This window comes from Sphingobium sp. YR768, assembly GCF_900111125.1.
In the GTDB taxonomy this organism is placed as follows: domain Bacteria; phylum Pseudomonadota; class Alphaproteobacteria; order Sphingomonadales; family Sphingomonadaceae; genus Sphingobium.
Window position 1 is genome coordinate 163,232 of the sequence record NZ_FOGE01000005.1, and the last position, 17,712, is coordinate 180,943.

At 62.5% G+C, this 17,712-nt stretch carries 13 protein-coding genes; 1 reads left to right on the forward strand and 12 read right to left on the reverse strand.

Translation table 11 applies throughout. The annotated features are described in order from the left end of the window. Nucleotides 1-212 precede the first annotated feature (212 nt). From BMX92_RS09220 to htpG, 3 genes are all read right to left on the reverse strand, one after another. Nucleotides 213-1,388, reverse strand: coding sequence for a PepSY-associated TM helix domain-containing protein (locus tag BMX92_RS09220; RefSeq protein ID WP_256213333.1), 1,176 nt, complete (start codon nt 1,386-1,388; stop codon nt 213-215). 11 nt (nt 1,389-1,399) lie between these two features. Beyond that, nucleotides 1,400-3,415: a TonB-dependent siderophore receptor gene (locus tag BMX92_RS09225; RefSeq protein ID WP_256213334.1), complete on the reverse strand. Its 2,016-nt coding sequence runs from the start codon at nt 3,413-3,415 to the stop codon at nt 1,400-1,402. 322 nt (nt 3,416-3,737) lie between these two features. Further along, nucleotides 3,738-5,624, reverse strand: a complete 1,887-nt coding sequence (htpG, locus tag BMX92_RS09230) for a molecular chaperone HtpG (protein WP_093015395.1) — start codon at nt 5,622-5,624, stop codon at nt 3,738-3,740. A gap of 215 nt (nt 5,625-5,839) precedes the next feature. On the opposite strand from htpG, the gene BMX92_RS09235 reads away from it, so the two are divergent. Further along, nucleotides 5,840-6,340 (forward strand): hypothetical protein, encoded by a 501-nt coding sequence (locus BMX92_RS09235; protein ID WP_256213335.1) that lies wholly within the window; start codon nt 5,840-5,842, stop codon nt 6,338-6,340. 2 nt (nt 6,341-6,342) lie between these two features. Here the strand turns inward: BMX92_RS09235 and BMX92_RS09240 are convergent, their stop codons facing one another. The 9 genes from BMX92_RS09240 to BMX92_RS27930 form a co-directional block, all read right to left on the reverse strand. Next, on the reverse strand, nt 6,343-10,086 hold the full coding sequence (locus BMX92_RS09240; protein ID WP_093015401.1) for a conjugal transfer protein TraG N-terminal domain-containing protein: 3,744 nt from the start codon (nt 10,084-10,086) through the stop codon (nt 6,343-6,345). An 8-nt stretch (nt 10,087-10,094) separates the two neighbouring features. Next, nucleotides 10,095-11,519, reverse strand: coding sequence for a conjugal transfer protein TraH (locus BMX92_RS09245; RefSeq protein ID WP_093015404.1), 1,425 nt, complete (start codon nt 11,517-11,519; stop codon nt 10,095-10,097). A gap of 46 nt (nt 11,520-11,565) precedes the next feature. Continuing rightward, complete coding sequence (locus tag BMX92_RS09250; protein ID WP_093015407.1) at nt 11,566-12,168, reverse strand: hypothetical protein; 603 nt, start codon at nt 12,166-12,168, stop codon at nt 11,566-11,568. Next, nucleotides 12,165-13,052: a conjugal transfer protein TraF gene (locus tag BMX92_RS09255; RefSeq protein WP_093015410.1), complete on the reverse strand. Its 888-nt coding sequence runs from the start codon at nt 13,050-13,052 to the stop codon at nt 12,165-12,167. The genes BMX92_RS09250 and BMX92_RS09255 overlap by 4 nt, the downstream gene beginning before the upstream one ends. Beyond that, nucleotides 13,049-13,645, reverse strand: coding sequence for a S26 family signal peptidase (locus tag BMX92_RS09260; protein ID WP_093015413.1), 597 nt, complete (start codon nt 13,643-13,645; stop codon nt 13,049-13,051). The genes BMX92_RS09255 and BMX92_RS09260 overlap by 4 nt, the downstream gene beginning before the upstream one ends. Then, nucleotides 13,617-14,348, reverse strand: coding sequence for a type-F conjugative transfer system pilin assembly protein TrbC (locus BMX92_RS09265; RefSeq protein WP_256213336.1), 732 nt, complete (start codon nt 14,346-14,348; stop codon nt 13,617-13,619). The genes BMX92_RS09260 and BMX92_RS09265 overlap by 29 nt, the downstream gene beginning before the upstream one ends. Nucleotides 14,349-14,478: 130 nt before the next feature. Continuing rightward, nucleotides 14,479-15,573: a conjugal transfer protein TraN gene (gene traN / locus BMX92_RS09270; RefSeq protein WP_093015420.1), complete on the reverse strand. Its 1,095-nt coding sequence runs from the start codon at nt 15,571-15,573 to the stop codon at nt 14,479-14,481. Next, nucleotides 15,570-17,501, reverse strand: coding sequence for a hypothetical protein (locus tag BMX92_RS09275; protein ID WP_093015423.1), 1,932 nt, complete (start codon nt 17,499-17,501; stop codon nt 15,570-15,572). Before BMX92_RS09275 ends, traN begins: the two co-directional genes overlap by 4 nt. Beyond that, nucleotides 17,498-17,683, reverse strand: coding sequence for a hypothetical protein (locus tag BMX92_RS27930; protein ID WP_256213337.1), 186 nt, complete (start codon nt 17,681-17,683; stop codon nt 17,498-17,500). Before BMX92_RS27930 ends, BMX92_RS09275 begins: the two co-directional genes overlap by 4 nt. Nucleotides 17,684-17,712: the final 29 nt, after the last annotated feature.

The window sequence follows — 17,712 nt, forward strand, 5'->3', positions numbered from 1 at the left end:
CCTATCACTTTTTCATGAGCGTGCCTGCTTCGTTGGCGGAGATAGGGGTGGATCTTTCATCTCCACGAGGCCTCCAGTCGACCGGGACCGCGGCAGGGGCGCCTGGACGACCTTCGCAAGCGAGGGCTTGGCTATGGCTTAGGGTTAGCGGACCTTCCGCTTGGGAGAACGCAAATTTGGCGGCTGAATGGCAACAAAGGGTCGGACTTGCATCAACTCGCTCCCCCAATCGCCCCCGGGGTCAGGATCAGGGTGAGGAGAATGAGGGCGATGCCGATATATCCCCAGGCACCCATGCCCTGCCAGGCGGGTTTCACGCTGCCAGAGGCGGATCGTGACGATCTGGCTAGCCGCATCGCGTAGATCATTGTGCCGGTGACGGCCATCGCCGTCAGCAGCGCGCCGAACAGGAACCAGATGACCTTGGTCCACAGGCCGCCAAACGTGCCGAAATGCAGCGGATCAGCCATTTCGGAAATACGCTGATGCGCGCTCAATGTGCGTCCATCCAGCTGCGCGACGACCCGCGACGTAGCGGGATATACAACTACGGCGTTGGCGCGATCGCGCACTAACCAGACGGATGACTGGCCCAGGAAGATGACGCCATTGTCTGGCGTGAATCGGATTTCCCGAATGTCGAGAGCAGGATCGGCTCTGCGCGCTACGGCGACCAACCGGTCCAGCGCAAAGCCTGTGGGCACCGCACTGGCCACGACCTCCGGCAATTTGGGCACCTTGGCGTTCCCGCCCAACGTTTCCACCAGATACCACAGGCCTGTCAGCGTGATCAGCACCACGAACCACAGGCTCCACAAGCCCATTAGGCGATGCAGGTCGCCGGTCATCCGCCGACCATCGCCACCGCGCGGCATTCGGAAGAAGCCGCGCCACCATTTCTTGTAGGTGACGATGCCCGACACCAAAGATACCGCCAGCAGCAGGGCCAGCGAACAGACGATCGGTATGCCGATCTTTGTCGGCAGCATCAGGTGGCGATGGGCCTGCCGCAGGAAGCGGTGGACATTGGCCCAGCCATGCCTGCCGGTAACCTCCGCCGTCCACGGATCGACATAGACACGGTCCGGCGCGCCCTTGCCGCGACTGAGCCAGGCCTCGACCGTGAACCAGGGGTCGATCGGTGCGTACAGGGTCTGGAGCCGGGCATCCGGTGCGGCGCGGGCCGCTGCCTGCGCCCATGCCCCCCATGACGCGACGGGTTCCGACCGGGGAGACACCCGCATTGCAGGCGTTACCAGCCAGTCGATTTCATGCGCGAAGACGGCAAAAGTGCCCGTCGCCAAGATGAAGGTCAGGAAGATCGACAGTTTCAGGCCGATCCAGCTATGCACCACCCACCAGAGCGACCGACCCTTTTTCGCGCGCACCTTGTCCATGGTCAGAATTTGAAACGAAGTTCGGCCAGGAATGTCCGCGGCTCGCCGGGAAAGTGCCCGCTCTGTGCCGAAAAGCCCGACGCGGCATAGACCTTGTCGAATATATTATCGACGCGCAGCATCAGTTCGGCAAAACCAAGCCCCTTGGTGATCGAGGCGTCGAAGATCGTGTAGGGCTTTACGGTCTGCCCCGACAGGCTGATGCGTTTGGACACATGTTCGCCGCCGACCGCGAAGGCGGCGTCGATCGTCGGCACCTGATAGCGCGTCCAGAAGCCAACCTTGTGCTTGGGCGCGTTGGCGAAGCGATTGCCGACGGCATTGGTGATCGCCTGTCCCGCGATCGTGCCGGTGATCTTCGTGTCATTATAGCCATAATCGACCAGCGCCACCCAATTGGCGGTAATGTCGGTCGACAGGTCGATCTCGAACCCCTTGCTCGTCACCTCACCGATCGGGCGTAACTGGTCCTGCCCGTTGACGGGCGGCAGGCTGGTATCAGCCTGGAGGATATTCTTGCGCACGATGCGGTAGGCGGCCAGATTGGCCTGGAGCCTGCCGTCGAACAGGTCGGTCTTGATGCCGCCTTCGAACTGGTCGCCGGTGACTGGCGCGAAGGGACCGCCGACGTCGCCATTCTGACTTGCGGCCGTCTGTGGTTCGAAACTTTGCGACCAGCTCAGATAGAGAGAGACATCCTTGCGCGGCTTGTAGATCGCGCCGGTGCGGAAGGTGATATCGCTGTCCTTATAAGAGGCGGTGTTGACCACGCGATCCTCGAACTTGTCGTAGCGCACGCCACCGACCAGCTTGAAGGCATCGCTGAGGCTGATCTGGTCCTGAAGATAAGCGCCCTGACGCTTCGTGCGCGTATCCGTGACGGTGAACGGCAGCAGTGCGGCTCGCGCCACATCGCGCGCGCTGTTGGTATAGACGGGATTGCTGAGGCTAAGCGGCGTAACGCCCGCCCGCAGGATGCGCGAATTGAGCACACTCGTCTCGTCATACCAGTCCGCTCCGGTCTGGAATTTATGCTCCATGCCGAGCAGATCGACGCGCGCCATCAGGTTGGCGGAAAAAGACAGGCCATCGACATCGCGGATCTGGTCACGAAACTCGCGCGCGACCAGATTGGTGCTGCCAGCGACCAACCCGCGCGGCTCATGATATTGCTGCGTTTCGGTCGCCTTGAAATAGCGGACCCCGGCGTCGAACGTGAACCGGTCCCCGATCGCGGTCGCATAACGCGCCTGATAGGCCTGAGACTTCAGATGCAGGAAATCGGTCGGTTCGTTCGCGTTCCAGCGAATGTCCGTCAGGAAATTGCCGTCATCATCGGTCAATATGCCGCGCAGGCGGTTTGCCTGAAGATCATTGTCGTAGACCGTCGCCTGGAGTGTCAGCTTGCCGCCCTCGTTGGTCTTGATGGCAATACCGCCGTCGCCGATCAGCGACACATTCTTCGTATTGCGCCGATAGGGGTTCATCGCCTCGTAAAAGCCGCCGAGGCGGTAGGTGACGATCCCGTCCTTGTCGATCGGGCCGGTCGCTTCGGCCGATATGCCACGCCGGTCAAAATTGCCCGCCGTCGCCACCAGGCGCATGGCGTTGATGTCGCCGGGCACCTTCGACACATAATTGATGATGCCGCCGGGAGAGCCAGGTCCAAAAAAGAGGCCAGCCGGTCCCTTCAACACTTCCACCCGTTCGATATTGAAAAGCTGGGGCACCGAAAAGCCGATGAACGGGTTGCCCCGCATGCCGTCGTAGAAAGACTGGTCCTGGCGAAATCCGCGGAAGGTGACGCCAGCATAGCTGAAGAAACTGACGCCGGAAATATTGCGATAGATGTCGGTTGCGTCGCGTGCGCCCTGATCGGCAAAAAGATCCTTGTTGATCACCTGCAACGCCTGCGGAACGTCGAGCGGATCTTCGGCGCTTTTGCCGACGGTTGTGGTCTCGGTGCGGTAGAGGCGCTGGGCGCGGCCGGTTACGATGATCTGATCGCCTTCGGCCATAGCCGCATCTGGAGCCGACGCAGGGGCTTCCTGCGCGGCAGCTACCGATGCCCAGAAGGGAACAGACGCAAAGAGCGTCGCGCGGTATATAGACAAAACAAACCCCGTATTAGTTTCGCTAATGATAGTGATTCGCGATACGGAGTTTGAATGGTCTGAGCAAGCCTCCATATTTTGTTTCGCAGTTCGAAACATAGCGAGGCAGGTTCGTTTGCTCGCCGAAACGCGCGAAACGAACGGCGCCCATATGCCAGCCTCCGCGCGAGCTTTTCACGGCCTGGCCTTCGACAGGGGGGCCACCTCCCTGTCGGGAAATGGCCCGTCAGTTCAGCGATTTCGCCATCAACCGCTCCAGCCGCTCCGCAAAAGCGCGAGGATCGGCGGGTGGCTGACCTTCGGCGATGCGCGCTTCGTCGAGGAGCAGGAAGGCGAGGTCGCTCCGCTCTTCGTCGCTGGCTCCGGTCTGGCCGAGCTTCGCGATCAGCGTATGGCCGGCATTGACTTCCAGCACTGGCTTCGCCCGCTCAGGCGCCTGCCCCGCCGCTGCCAGCATCCGTTCGAGTTGCAGGTCCATCGCACTTTCTGAAGCGACAATGCAGACGGCGCTGGTCGTCAACCGGTTGGACATGCGGACGTCGGAAACCTGTTCAGCCAGGGCGTCCTTGGCGAAGCTGATGAAGCTGCTCACATCCTCGCTCGGCGCGTCCGTCGCTGCGCTGCCTTCAGCCAGCGGGATCAGGCTGAGGTCGGTCGCGCCTTGGGTCACCGACTTGAAGGGCTTGCCGTCATAATCCACACCAACGGTCGTCCAAAAGCTGTCGACCTGGTCGGGGAGCAACAAAACCTCGATCCCACGCGCCTTGAAGCCCTCGAGCTGCGGCGATTGGGCGATGCGATCGAGATCGGTCCCGGTCGCATAATAGATCGCGGTCTGGTTGTCCTTGAGGGAAGCCGCATAGTCCTTGAGCGAACGCCACTCGCCGTTCGACGTGCTGGTCTTGAACCGGGCAAGGCCCAGCAACTGCGCGCGCCGCTCGAAATCCTCATAGAGGCCTTCCTTCAGCACCGCCCCGAAATTCTCCCAGATCGCGCCATAGCGGTCAGCATCGCTGGTTGCGATCTTGTCCAGTTCCGACAGGAGGCGGTTGCTCACGCCCTTCTGAATCGCGGACAAGACCGGGCTGTCCTGGATCATTTCGCGCGACATGTTGAGCGGCAGGTCCGCGGAGTCCACAAGACCCCGCACGAAGCGTAGGTAGCGAGGCAGGATTTCCGCCTCGTCTGTGATGAAGACGCGGCGGACATAGAGCCTGATCCGACCCTTGCGGTCGGGATCGAACAGGTCGAACGGCTTGGTTTCGGGAATGAAGGTCAGCACAGAATATTCGTGCCGCCCCTCCGCGCGATAGTGGAGCGTCAGCGCGGGCTTGTCGAATTGGCCCGCGACGCTGCGGTAGAAGTCGGCATAATCCTCTTCGCTGATATCGGACTTCGCCTTGGTCCAAAGTGCCGCCCCATCAGCGACCTGACGCTCTTCCTCCTCGCTGTCCAGCTCCTTGATGAAGATTGGCACGGGGACATGGCCCGACTGCGCCTTCACGATCCGCTCGACCGTGTAATGCTCGGCATAGGTCTTCGCATCGTCCAGCAGATGCAGAGTCACCCGCGTGCCGCGCGCTGGCGCCTCCACGGTGTCGACTGGCGCGATCGTGTATGTTCCGAGGCCGTCCGACGACCAGCTGGCGGCCTCATCAGTTCCCGCACGCCGCGACACGACATCGACATTCCCCGCCACCATGAAAGCGGAATAGAAGCCGACGCCGAACTGGCCGATGAGTTGTTGCCCCTCGCCATTCTTGTCGGCGGCGATCTTGTCCATGAAGGCCTTTGTCCCCGAACGCGCAATGGTGCCAAGCGTCTCGCCCATGTCGGCGGCGGTCATGCCGATGCCATTATCCTCGACAACGAGCGTGCCGGCGTCCTTGTCCAGCGTCAGGGTGATGCGCGGTTGAGGATCGTCGCCAAACAGCGCGGGGTTGGAGATGGCCTCATAGCGCAGCTTCTCACACGCATCGGCCGCGTTGGAGATGAGCTCACGTAGGAACACATCCTTATCGGAATAGACCGAATGCACCATCATGTGCAGGAGCTTGGAAACATCAGCCTCGAAGGCATGAGTTTCAGGGGCGCTCACTGTGTCTGTCGTCATCGTCTTCAGGATCTCGCATTTTGCAAATATGGCTTCGGTCAGATGGATTGAATGCCGTTTCCATTCAAGATGTCTACATCATTCTGCCTCCAACAACAGCCGAGCCATTATTTTCCCGACCTTGGAGGAAACGCACGGTTGAGGGCAATGAAGCCGAACAAAATAAGGAGCGGAGAGAAGAAGCAAGGAGGAGATGAGGACAGCCGGATAGCAATGTGGCTCTCATCATATGCTTGAACATCGGTTGTCCGACCGCGAACCGATTTTCCGGCCGAAAAAGCTGTGCTAATCTGCCCACCAGAAAGGTTCTGCGCTTTATGCAGGAAATCGAGCAAACGGAAGAGATTGAACGCACCCCATCGACAGTGCCATCGCCGCAAGCGCGCGATTGGTTCTGGTGCCCATGGTATGCGAAGCTCACCTGGGCACTGACGCTGCTCTACTGGATCGAACTCGAGGTGATGATCACCATCCCGTATGATCGGCTGAACATCTATCTAGTCAACATGATGGTGCTGCTGATCTTCGTCTTCAATCCGATCACAGTGGTCGCGGTACTCGGATATGGTTTCCTGAAGGCCAAGGTCGCTTGCGGCGAATGGGTGATAACGCCGGGACCGCCTTCGCAAAGCCCATTGATTGATCCCTATACCGATCCGTCCGACCCCCGCTCTGGACTCCGCCATCTTCGGCACATCGGCGTGATCAAAGACTGACATTATCGATCCCGCCGCTCCTTGAAGCTGGGATCGCCGTCCGCCAATCCGTTGTCGCGATCGAAAAGCAGTCGCCCGGAACTGAGGATGGAAGACTGTTCCATCGATGTGATAGGACCGGTTACATCGACTGTCCCACGTCCGGCGTCAGCCTGTCTTAGGTATCGGTTCCGGAGACCGTCATTACCGAGCACGCGCTCACTGAGTTCCCGGACAAAAGTTTCCTCCGGACGACCAGAACGGGCGGCAGCTTTATCTGATGATGCGATCGCCTCCCGCACATCGTAATTCACAGTATCGATCGATGACTGAGCGACAACCGCTGCAATTCCTCGATCGGAAATGTCGGCGCTCACCTTGCCCGTCAACGAGCCTGTAGCACTGCCTTTGGCGCCAGCTTTTTCCTCGCTGCCCTTCCCGCCAGAGCCAACTCCGCGCGATGCTGAAGCCGTGAGATCGCCGGAGATGCTCTGGTTATCCGCTGTTGAGTGCTCTGCCGACCGTGAAAGCGAGCGCTGCCACCCAGTCTGCACCATGATCGCGGTGACATCGCGTTCCAGCGTATCGGCGACCTGCGGTTTCAGCCGCCAGTCACCCCGCCGATCCATCTCGAACCCGCCACGCAGCCAGTTGGCCATCGCGGCCTGGCCTTCAGCGCCATTGCCGAGGAAATGCTCGATCGTGTCTGGTCCCGCCTGTTTGCCGGCTTCAAACCGCGTACTGGTGTCGTTGCGGGCGGACTGGCTGAACCCGGTGCTGCTGGAGACGAGCAGATCATTGTGCGCGAAGCTGAACCGGGCGTGCCCGCCATTGGCGATCGCGCCAAGCTGGCTCTCGTTGATAAGCCCGCCTCGCCACATCTGTGCCGCGAGCTCCGGCGTCAGATTGAGGCTGACATCCCCATTCTGATCCATGGCGATCTGGCGCTTCGACATCTCGATCCCATGCGCGCGCAACAGCGCCTGGGTACGGGTGAGCCGCTCCTTGTCGACTATTCCTGTCAGTCGTTCATTGCGCGCCCGATCGACGATGCCCTCCGCGCCGCCTTCCGCCATATCGACCTGGTTTCCGGCGGTGCCCGCGAGCGCGCGAATGAAGGAATCGAGACGGGCAGCCTCGCGGACCGAGACGCCGGCGGCTGCTGCGCCCTCGGCAAAGCCTGCATTGTCCGCCTGCCGCCGTTGCTCGCCGATTTGTGCATTGCCGCGAACCCCATCCGGACCAATCTCGCGCTGGGCGTCGAGCTTCCCGGACCGCTCGGCAAAGTCGTAACCCGCCGCTTCACGCGTGCGGCCGTAGACACTCGTGCCCTCGCGGGCGGCTTCCGCGCTCGCTCCGTCGGCGGTACCGACCTGGACAGCGGCATTGTAGCTTTCCAGCGCCCGCAGCACCTGCGCCTCATTGCGCCCAGTCGAACGCGAGAGCTGCGTAATGGCGGTCGAACGCGCTTCGCCCGACAAAGCATTGATGAACCCGATGCGTCGGCTGGTTTCGGTGACCGAAAGGCCAAGCATGGCCGCGGCCTGCCGTTGCCCCTGATTGCCGCCGGTGCGGTGCGCCTGCTCGGTTGCGACATTGCTCCGCTCAACGGCAGCAACCCTGTCGCCTGCATAGTCGCGTCGTCCCTCCATAGCGCCGACCTGCGTCTGCGCGGCGGTCAGGTCATTACGCAGCATCTTTTCCTGATCGAAGGCGTTGGCTGTCAGCTTGGCAAAGGTCGGATCGGCGCTTGCCTGGCCGATCACAGTCGAGGCCTTGAGTGCGGCGTCCTTTGCATCATAGCCGCTGCGCTCGAAATGCCGCTGCGCGCCCGACTGCATCATCTCATAGGCGCGCTGGTCGCCGAACGCCTTCCACTGCACCATGTTCTGCGCGAAGGCAGCAAAGGCACGCTCGCCGGTCTGGCCTTCCCCGAAGTAGGTTGTGCCCAGCTTGCGCAGCGCGTCGCCCTGCGCGAAATTGTGGATCGCCGACGTCGCTGCATTGCTGCGGATCGCGCTGGCCGTCGCCGGATCGCTCAAATCCCGCCCGACGAGGGCAGGGGAAAGGCCGCCCAGCTCCCGCGCGGCGTCTGTACGACCCAGGCCAAAGGCCGCCGTTCCCGCTGCCCCACCACCATGTTCGCCAAGCACCGATCCGGCCGAAGCAAAGCTGCGGTCGAGACCAAAGCTGCTGCGTTCACCAAAGTCGCCGAACCCGAACGACGTCGATCGCCGCGCCGTGGTGCCACTAGCCGATGCCTGCGCTTCCAGCGCCGAGGCATAGCCCTCGCTCGTTCCCACAGTCGCGGCTGCCATGCTGCCTTGGCCCTGGACACCGAGCATTCCGGACGTGAAGGCCGTGAACATATTGCCCGAGAAGCGGAACACGGTGAACACGAAGGCGCCGGCGAGGCCCGCAGCGGCGGTACGGAACGAACCGAAGATGGCCAGCGCCTTCATCGCGGCCGACGGTGCCAGGATCCAGCTATCGGCTGCGACGTTGGTCGCGCGCAGTTCGGCAAGCACGTCCATCGCCCGGCCGAGGGTCAGCTGGTATATGCCCGCATCGATCACACCCCACAGCGCAACGAACACGAAGAGGCCGAGCGCGAAGCTGGCGACCCTGAGGTTAATCGGCGTCAGGATGAACAGGAGTGCGATCGGCATCATCATGAGCATGATCGCGAACACTGAGGCGCGGATGGTCGGCATCCATTCATTGGCGGTCGAGAGCGTGGCGAGGCCATTGGACTCAATGGCCCGGTTGGCCATCACGCGCGCGGTTGCCGCCGGCGAATCCTCGAACAGGACGTCGCCGACAGTTTGACCGAGCAGGACATTGGTGAGAAACTTCTGTCGGCTCATCGACTGGCCCAGCATCATGTCGCCCAGGCTATCGATCTGCTGGCGGCAGCGATCGCGCTGGCTCGCCTGGGTCACGTCGAAGCCGGTGCGAGAGCAGACCTGATCGCTATAGGCGTCGAACAATGTCGCGTCCGAGAGACGGTCGGCAATATAGCCCCAGGCCGCATCGCAGCTCATCGTCGTCCCGGCCTTGTCGCTCGCCGTGAACACGGTCGAGAAGGTGGCGGGGCCGGCCATTGCCGCGAACGAGGCGGGCAGGTCGGTCGACGTCCGGAAAAGCTGATCGTCGTCGACGCCATAGGCCGGCGACACACGCGCCACCGGATAGCATTGACGCACATAATCCTTCACCGTCGCGTCGAGGAAAGTATCGACGATCGGGCTGCGTGGGCTAACCGCGTTCAGAAACAGATCGAACGCATGGCCACCCGCGCCGAACTCCAGCTTGGCATTGGGATCGGTCGTGTTGTCGTCGATGGTTTCGGCAAGTGCGCGTTCCATGAGGTTGGTGACGCCAGCGACCAGCACGATCAGGTTGGGGACATCGCCAACCGGCTGATAGGCGTTGCGCACCCGGTCATAGATGTGGACGGTGCCGGTGGTGGCGATCATCCCCGCGAACAGGCCGATACCGACCAGCATCTGGAAGCCGAAGGCGACAAGGCCCATGCCCGAGCCCTTGATGCTGGCGATGACAGCGCCAAATGCGATGCCGACCACCGCGATGATCACGACCAGCGTCTCGTAGCGCGGATCGCCGAAGATCATCGCTACGAGGTGGAACGCGTCGACGGTTTCGGAAAAGCCGTCCCATGTGTGGTAACTGGCATCGATGGCCAGCGCGGGTGTGGCGCCCAGACATCCCATAAGGACGCATGCCAAGCGGATAAGATGACGCATGGTTTGCCTCACCGGTTGCGATTGGCGTTGGCGCCCGCGGCGTCGCGGGCATCGCGGTCGCGCTGGCGCACAACACCGGCATAGTTAGCCGACAGGTTCGCCTGGCTCATCGCGGCCATGTAGGACTGGCGCATCTGCGCACGCTGGCGCAAAACCTCGTCGCGCAACTCCCGCAACTGCTCGATGCCCTTGGTCAGAATGCGGGTCTGGCAGATGTTGCTATTCTCGGCATCGGCGGCGCCCGCGGTGGTTGCGCCGCGCTCGGCATTCTGCAGTGCGAAGTCGATCGAGCGGGTCAGGTCATTGAGCATCTGATAAGCGAGGGTGAGGGAGACAAGTTCGTCGGTATCGGCGATCACGCTGTCCGTGAGGCCCTGCCGCACACCCCATTCGAGCAGGCGGTAGACCGGCAGGGTCCGCACATTGGCGACGAACTGCTTTTCCTCAATGGTGAGCGCAGCGCGCGTCCGGATCTTGACGGAGATCGCCTCCATCCTCTCGCGCGCCAAAATGAGCGCGCCGCGCCCCGCACCGTTCACCGAACAATCCGCTCCAGTCGCAGGGATGTTGAGCGCGCGGGTCGGAACACGTCCCGTCAGGAAGTCATCGGCGCTTTCGGTATCCTGGCGCGGACATGCAGGAATAGCCGAAAAGATCGGCACCTTGTCGTTGGCGTCCCAGCGCATATAGACATCGCCGACCCGGGCCCGCATCACGCCCGCCCAATCGGATGCACCCACCCGCGCGGCGGCATGCGCTAGCAGCGAGCCGGTCTTGAAGATGTCCGTGACCTCTGCCGGGCAATTGGCGAGTGCGTCCTTGAGATCCTCCGTTGGGTTGCCCTTGTTCGACTGGATTTTCTCGCGGCTCTGCTGCCAGCTATTGGCATAGCCCTCGCGGATCGACTTGTAGCCGGTCATCTCCTCGACGATCCCCGACATGTTGTCGTCGCCTTTGGCGATTTGCACCATGCGATTGGCGAGACGGCAGTCATTTACCTGGATGGAATTGAGATAATTGGTCGCTGCCTCCATCTTTGAAATTATATTTCCCATTTTTTCGTCGAGCGTTTCGAGGAGATACTGGAAGGCGACGGCCGGCGCGGCCTGCAGGATCGTCTCGAGTTTCTGGACGAGATAGTCGGGGTCGAGGAACGACATTCCCCCTAAGAACATGTCGATGCCGCCACAGCCCGCCTTCACCTTGGGCAACGTCAGACTCATGAGATAGTCGTCATGGACGTCGACACGGCCCGACATTCCGCCCGCGGTCACATAGCCGCGGGTCTGATCCTCGAAGCTGCCCGGTGAGGTGTAGGTGACATTATCGAACCAGCTCTCGGCCCAGCTTTGGGCATGAGCAGGCACCGCCTGGCCGCATGAAGCTGCAATCAGGCAGAGAGCAAGAAAGGGACGGCGTACATTACGGACCATGACAGATTTCCTGATGGGAAAAGTTGACGACACAGCCCCCGCACGATCAGCGTATTCTCCGATCGGAAGAGACCGGCGCCCTCACGCCGACAATTCCGGTAAATTTCGACATGGCGCGCACGCCGACGGCTGCCCGGGTTCCCGACAGCATCCGGGCGGCCAGCCAGGTGTTGCGCGCGATATTGGCGCCGTGATCGGTACCGATCGCGACCGGTACCATGCGACCCGGATCGGCCAGCGGCCGCACCCAGGCGACGGGGTTGCCGACCCAGGGAAGGCCGAGACGCCCCGAGCGCAGAGCCGCTTCCTCAGCCCTAAGCGTTCGGACCTGCCAGCCGTAGCGACCACGGAATGCCAGAAGCTTTGACCATAGATCGCCGCACGGCAGGCAACCTGGCGCGGTGCTCATTTCGATCACATAGAGCGATACCTGACCGCGCAGCATGGGTTCGAAATCGGGCGGAAAGTCTCGCGTCACTGGCACGCGCGAAAGCCAAAGTCGCATGTCCGCAACTGTCGACACCGGATGAATGGCGGCCTGCCGCGCGGCGTCCCGTTCTTTCTGCTGCGCGAGGGCCATGGCCGGCAGCAATGCCGATGGCGCGAGCAGGAGGGGGCCGGAGACCAGCATGTGGACCAGGCGCCTCATGGCCTGGGCTCCCGTGCATCGATGAGATCGCCGCCGATCACGCGCGGATCGGTCGAGGAGACCGGCCCGTTGGCCAGTGCGTCGAAGAACCCGTCTTCTTCGCCGGCGCCGGTCAGCCATTGCTCTGGCCGGATATCGCCGCTCAGCAGCCGTACCGCCTGATAGGCCATCTGCGCGAGATTGGGATAAGTCTCGACGCCCGCGGCGATGACCATGCGCTGGGGACTGCCCCGGCGGATGACCATGGTGGTCGGCGTCACTTCGACCCCGAAACGCTGTCCCATCTCAGGCCGGCGATCGAGGTCCATCAGGCTTACCTGCCAGCCCATGTCATCCTGGAACCGCTGGACGATCGGCCATTGCACCTTGCAGTAGCCGCAGGACTCGCGGGCAAACATGACGAGAGCGAATTCACCGGCTTTGGACCGCAGATATTGCCGGCGCACCTGGTCCTTCTTTGCGCCCAGCGCATCGCGGGCTTCGCCGACCATCGGATTGGCCGCTCTGGCATTGAGCTGCGGATGGGTGAGCATGGCAAGCTGGGTCACGCCGGCAAAGGCGCGGGCCTTGCGCCGGGCGAAATCCTGGAGGCGCCAGAAATCGGCGACCGCGTCGATCGTGAGGACGGTTGCGGCATAGTCGCGCTGCTCCACGATGAGCTTCGCGATCCGGGGCGGCGACCATTTGGCCAACTCGACCATCGGCGGGATGAGGGGCTTTGGAACGGCGTCATCTTGCGCCTCTTCGGCAGGGCCGGATTTGGGCGTCTCGTACCACCAATAACCCCGTGCCGCATGATCGGTTGCGGGCGCAGATGTCGCTTGGGCGCATGCGGGACCGGCGGACATGAGCAGGACCGCACCCATGGAGAACAAGCGCTTCATAGCAGTTTCTCCATGCGAGAGAGCCGCTCGATCGCCACCGGGCCATAATAGCGGCTGTCATACCCGTCAGGATGACGCGAGCCGACGAAGATCATCCCTTCGGGAATACGCGCGCTTTCCGGCTGCCAATGGTCAAGCGCCTTGCCGCTGCGTGCGGCGGATTTGCTGATGCCCATCAACTGGCCATTGCAATAATACCAGCCATTCCGGCCCCCGCCCAGGCCGGCGGGCCTTTCGACCATGACGATCCGGTCTCCGGGCAGGCACAGTGCATATTTGGTGACGGAGACGGGGGCCGGGCCCGCCACCGGGTCGGAAAGCGTGAATGATACGAGATCGCCGCGCTCAACAACGCCAGGGGAACGGTGCACCACCCAGGCGTCGATCGATGGCGTCATGACCAGGGTGATCTGCGGCATCACCCACCAGGCGAAGAGACCGATCGGCAGCACGATCCCATAGGCTTTGAGAAGCTGTGCAGGCCGCGCCGGCTGCCCCAGGCCGCTTGCGCCCAGCGCCACGGCTGCCCGGAGCGGCAAATCCTTGAGTTCGCGCCAGAGCCGGTTACCGGCCCGCCAACTGAGCAAGAGCATCTCGCACCTCCTCTTTGCCGCCCAAGCGGCCATATTCCTCGAGCAATCCGGAAAGGGCGGCATCGCCCAGGACGATATGCGCGGCGCGAGGACTGGCCTCGTCGCGCTCACAATAGGGCAGGGTCGGATTGCCCGGGATCATCGCCAGCGCGGGTACCTGGGTGACGCCATGCTGCCGGAACACCAGCGGATCGACGATGAGCTGTACGTCTCGCATCGCGCAGGCCGGGCCTTCGCAACCGAGGTCGCGGCGCAAAATGGCCGCCGACAATTTCGCCATCGGCGCGACCTGCCGCATCCCGCCTGGCATGCCCCGGAAGGCCATAACACCCCCGGCACGCTCGAGCTGCCCTGCATAGATGCGCAGCGTTTCGACCGGCATGGAGGACGACACAAACAGCACCGGAACCCAGCGTTTCGTGCCGCCCGTGGTCACGACCCCTGCCAGCGCCGCCTCTTCGGGCTGTTCAAGGCCCAAAGCCTGCGCGATACGACGGCTGGCGGTTTCCCGCTCGATGGCCAGTGCTTCGCGCGCCGCCGCGACATCGGCCTCCACCCGTTTCTCCATGGCGGGGGCCTGCTTGCGCCTGTTGATACCCTCGAAGGCGCGGCGCTCCGCGCCAGCGTCCGCTTTTGAAGGCACAACGGGCGAGGCTTTCGTTGAAGCCTTGGTCTTGGCCGCAGCCCGCTTCACGCGCTCCATAGCCGCCTCACCGTAATCCTGGATGCGAGTACGCGCATTTTCGCTTGTCGGCTGATCGGCTACGGCCCGCGGTTCACTTGCACGCACCGATGCGGGGTCGATCGTGAGAGCCGCCAGAAGCAGGGCGCGGCTAGTTGCTGATCGTCTGCATATGGGCATCGATCTTGTCCTTCATATCGATCTGGATTTCGAATTGGGCGCGTGCCTCGATTTCCGCATAATATTCGGAGAGGTCCATTTTGCTGAAGTCGAGCGCCTGGAATTCTTCTGGCGTAAATCCCCGGCAATAGGGTTCCTTGGGTGTACCCCAGCCAATTGCACTGAAGGCTTTGAGTTGAGGCCGACCCTGTTCCTGGATGATACGGCCAAGTTTGGTGTTGAAGCAGCAGTGGCCCCGGGCCTTCTGCACGCAGATGCCCAGGATCTTCGAGGAGCAATAGCTGCCCACCTCATGGCACATGCCCGAGCCGCGCAGCATGCCCACTTCCATGTCCTGTTGGTCGCAGCCCTGGAGCAGCACCTCGATCATGAAATTGACGGCCAGGCTGATCGCGATCGATGTCGGATCGATGCCGACGATGATTGCGTTGGCACCGGCACTGGCGGCCTGACTCGCCGTCGCGCCGGCCTTGAAGGCGGTATACGCGGCCTTCATGCCGGTGAAGACGCCCTTGGCGACCGCGATCTTGGTCGAAATAGACGAGATCGAGCCGCCCATGCCGTCTTTTACGATCTTGCCCTTGTCCTTGCAGCAATTCTGGAACGTGGTGCTGAGACCCGCTGGCCGGCAACGTGCCGCGCGTCCGGAGAAGATCTCGATCGTGCCGAGGCAATTGCCGTCGGCATCGACGCCCCCATCCGCATCGACTCCCGGATCGTCGACCGGCGGCTCCTCGACGACGGGATTGGCGCTGGTGTTGATGCAGGCATTGGCCGAGCAGCTTGGCGCGCCGCCGCTTGCCGGTACGGCGCAGGCATAGTGATCGCCGAGTGGGCAGTGCATCGTCCCGGCCGGATCCGCCTCGCAGCGTGTTTCGCCGATCGGACACAGCCATCCGCCTGAACCGGTCAGGTGACAGCTCGCCGTTTCGCCGTCGTCGGCCGCATCGCCATTGCCGTTCAAATCAACCGCGCATAATTGCTGGGCCATGGCAGTCGCCGGGAACAGCGGCAGGCTCGCTGCGACAAGCAGGAGCGTCGAAAGAAAGGCGCGCACGGGCGTCATCGAGTCGTTCCCGTGCAGACCAAGTCCGCGCCGCCGAGGCGCACCGTCTGCATCATCACCACCGCTTCGGGAAAATCATCAATGCAGCCGCAACCCTGCACCAGCTCCTCGCCCTCGCCGGCGGGGCAAACATTACTGTCCTGGCAGGCGTGATAGAAAGTGTCCCAGCCGGTCGGGTTCGTCTGTTTCGAACCGGTCACGCCGTCCGGGGCCGCGGCGCTATTGGCTTGCGCCTTGCGGGTCTTGCAGATGGGCTCGCAGGCATTGACGCTGCCAGACACAGGAAGGGCGAAATTGCGAGTGTTAAGGCTATAGCCGCCATCGGCATTCCTCACCCGATCGGCCAGCAGCGTCTCTGTCGAATGGTCGATGATATAGGCGCCGCGCGATAGATCGGGCTGTGGGACGGTGCTCTGGTCGATCGTGCAGGCATAATTGCGCCGGCGTTCAAAGAAATCGCGGCTGATCGAGGTCGTGCAGGTGCCAGTGCCGATCAACCGGGTCTGGGGCAGGGGGGTAAGTCCCGTCTTGATGCCGTTGCGGTAGGTGACGACGCCGTCGACCTCTTCGTTGTCGAGACGGCATGTGTCGTTCGACGCATAGCCCGAACAGGTATCGACAAGCTGCTCGGTCGTTTTGCAGCCGGCGTCCACTTTCGCTTCGATCGAGGCATAGGCTTCGCCGCCATCGGCGACCGCGGCACGCAACCAGATATCGTGATCGCCTTGCGTCAGCTTTGCTGTGAGATCGAGATTGGGATCGACATAGAAGGCGCCCTTCTTCTCGCATTTGCCTGGCGGCAAACCCGTTCCGGTCCATGTTTGCGGTCCGGAACCGATCAATTCGCCATCGATCCGTATCTGCGCCCAGTCGTCACCGCCAAAGCGGGTCAGAAGAACCTGCTGAAGCCTTTCGGCGTCCTTGACCCGCAGCGTCATATGAAAATCAATGAGGGTGCAGGATCTTCCCGAGAGGCTGTTGTCGCTCGGGGAGCCCATGACAAAGGTACGGCTGCTGGAATTTGAGGCATAGGTCGCGTAGCCGCCGGACACGCGATCGATGATCTTTTCCGGAGTCATCTCCTCCTGCGCGATCTGCCGAGAGATGGTGCAGTTTCGGCTCACCTGCGACGTACCGGTTCCGCTCGAAGAAGCGGAAAGTGCCTGGAACACGCTGCTCGCTTGCGCTGCGCTATAGGCATCGCCAGCTATGGCGCCGGGATTGGCCTTGTACGCCGTGCCCCCGATCCGGGGCTCTGCGCTGCACGATGTCGTTTGCGCGCCAGTATAGCGGATGACCGGGCCGTCGACGGAGGCCTGCGCGACGCCGATGCGCGGATCGGCCGTGGTGAGGGCGCCGACCACGCCGCCGCCCAGATCCTTGAGCACCGAGGCCATGTTACTCCAAACCAGATTGCTGCCGCAGCTATTGTTGACGCAGTAACAACCGGCAAGATCGGTCAACTCGACCTCGGACAGCTTCAACGATCCCGAGGCGGAAGCGTCCCAGCGCAAGAAGCGGCACGCATCCCAGGTGCCCGGCGTGCAGGAGATGATCCCGTTCGCACAAATTCCCGAGGCAGGGACAGGGACGGCCAATGCCTCATCGAACCTGCCGTCGAGATCGCTGTCCCGCGAGATGCTGAGCGTGCCGATATCGCCGGTGCCATTGGGCTGCGCGAGCAGTTCGAGCAGTGTCGCGCTTTTCTGGCAGGCAAGGTTGGGCGTGAACGCCTTCGTGGTATCGACCGTGGTGATGGGCTGTCCCGCCAGCCCCGGTGTAACGTAATTGCCGAGCAGTGCGTCGCTGTCCGCGCTCTTCGCCCGCGCGGTCGCCGCTGCAGCGCGGGCGCGGTCCTGCGCCGTCTGCGCATGAAGCGGAGCAGGCAGGCTGAGCGCTGCAACAAGGACGAGGGCAGATGGCCTCATGGCCGGATCTCGCTCAATGCGATCTGCCGCGACCCGCGCCGCAGCCGGAACAGAAACACAGTTGGAACAGGCTCGGCAAGCTCTGCCCGGAACACGGCCTGACCTTCAAAAACGGTCAGCGTGGCCACGACCATATGCGGCGAGGAGGGGGACGCCGCACTGTCGTCTGCATGTGTGGCCACGCCGACCGCCCGACCGATGCCGCAGGGGG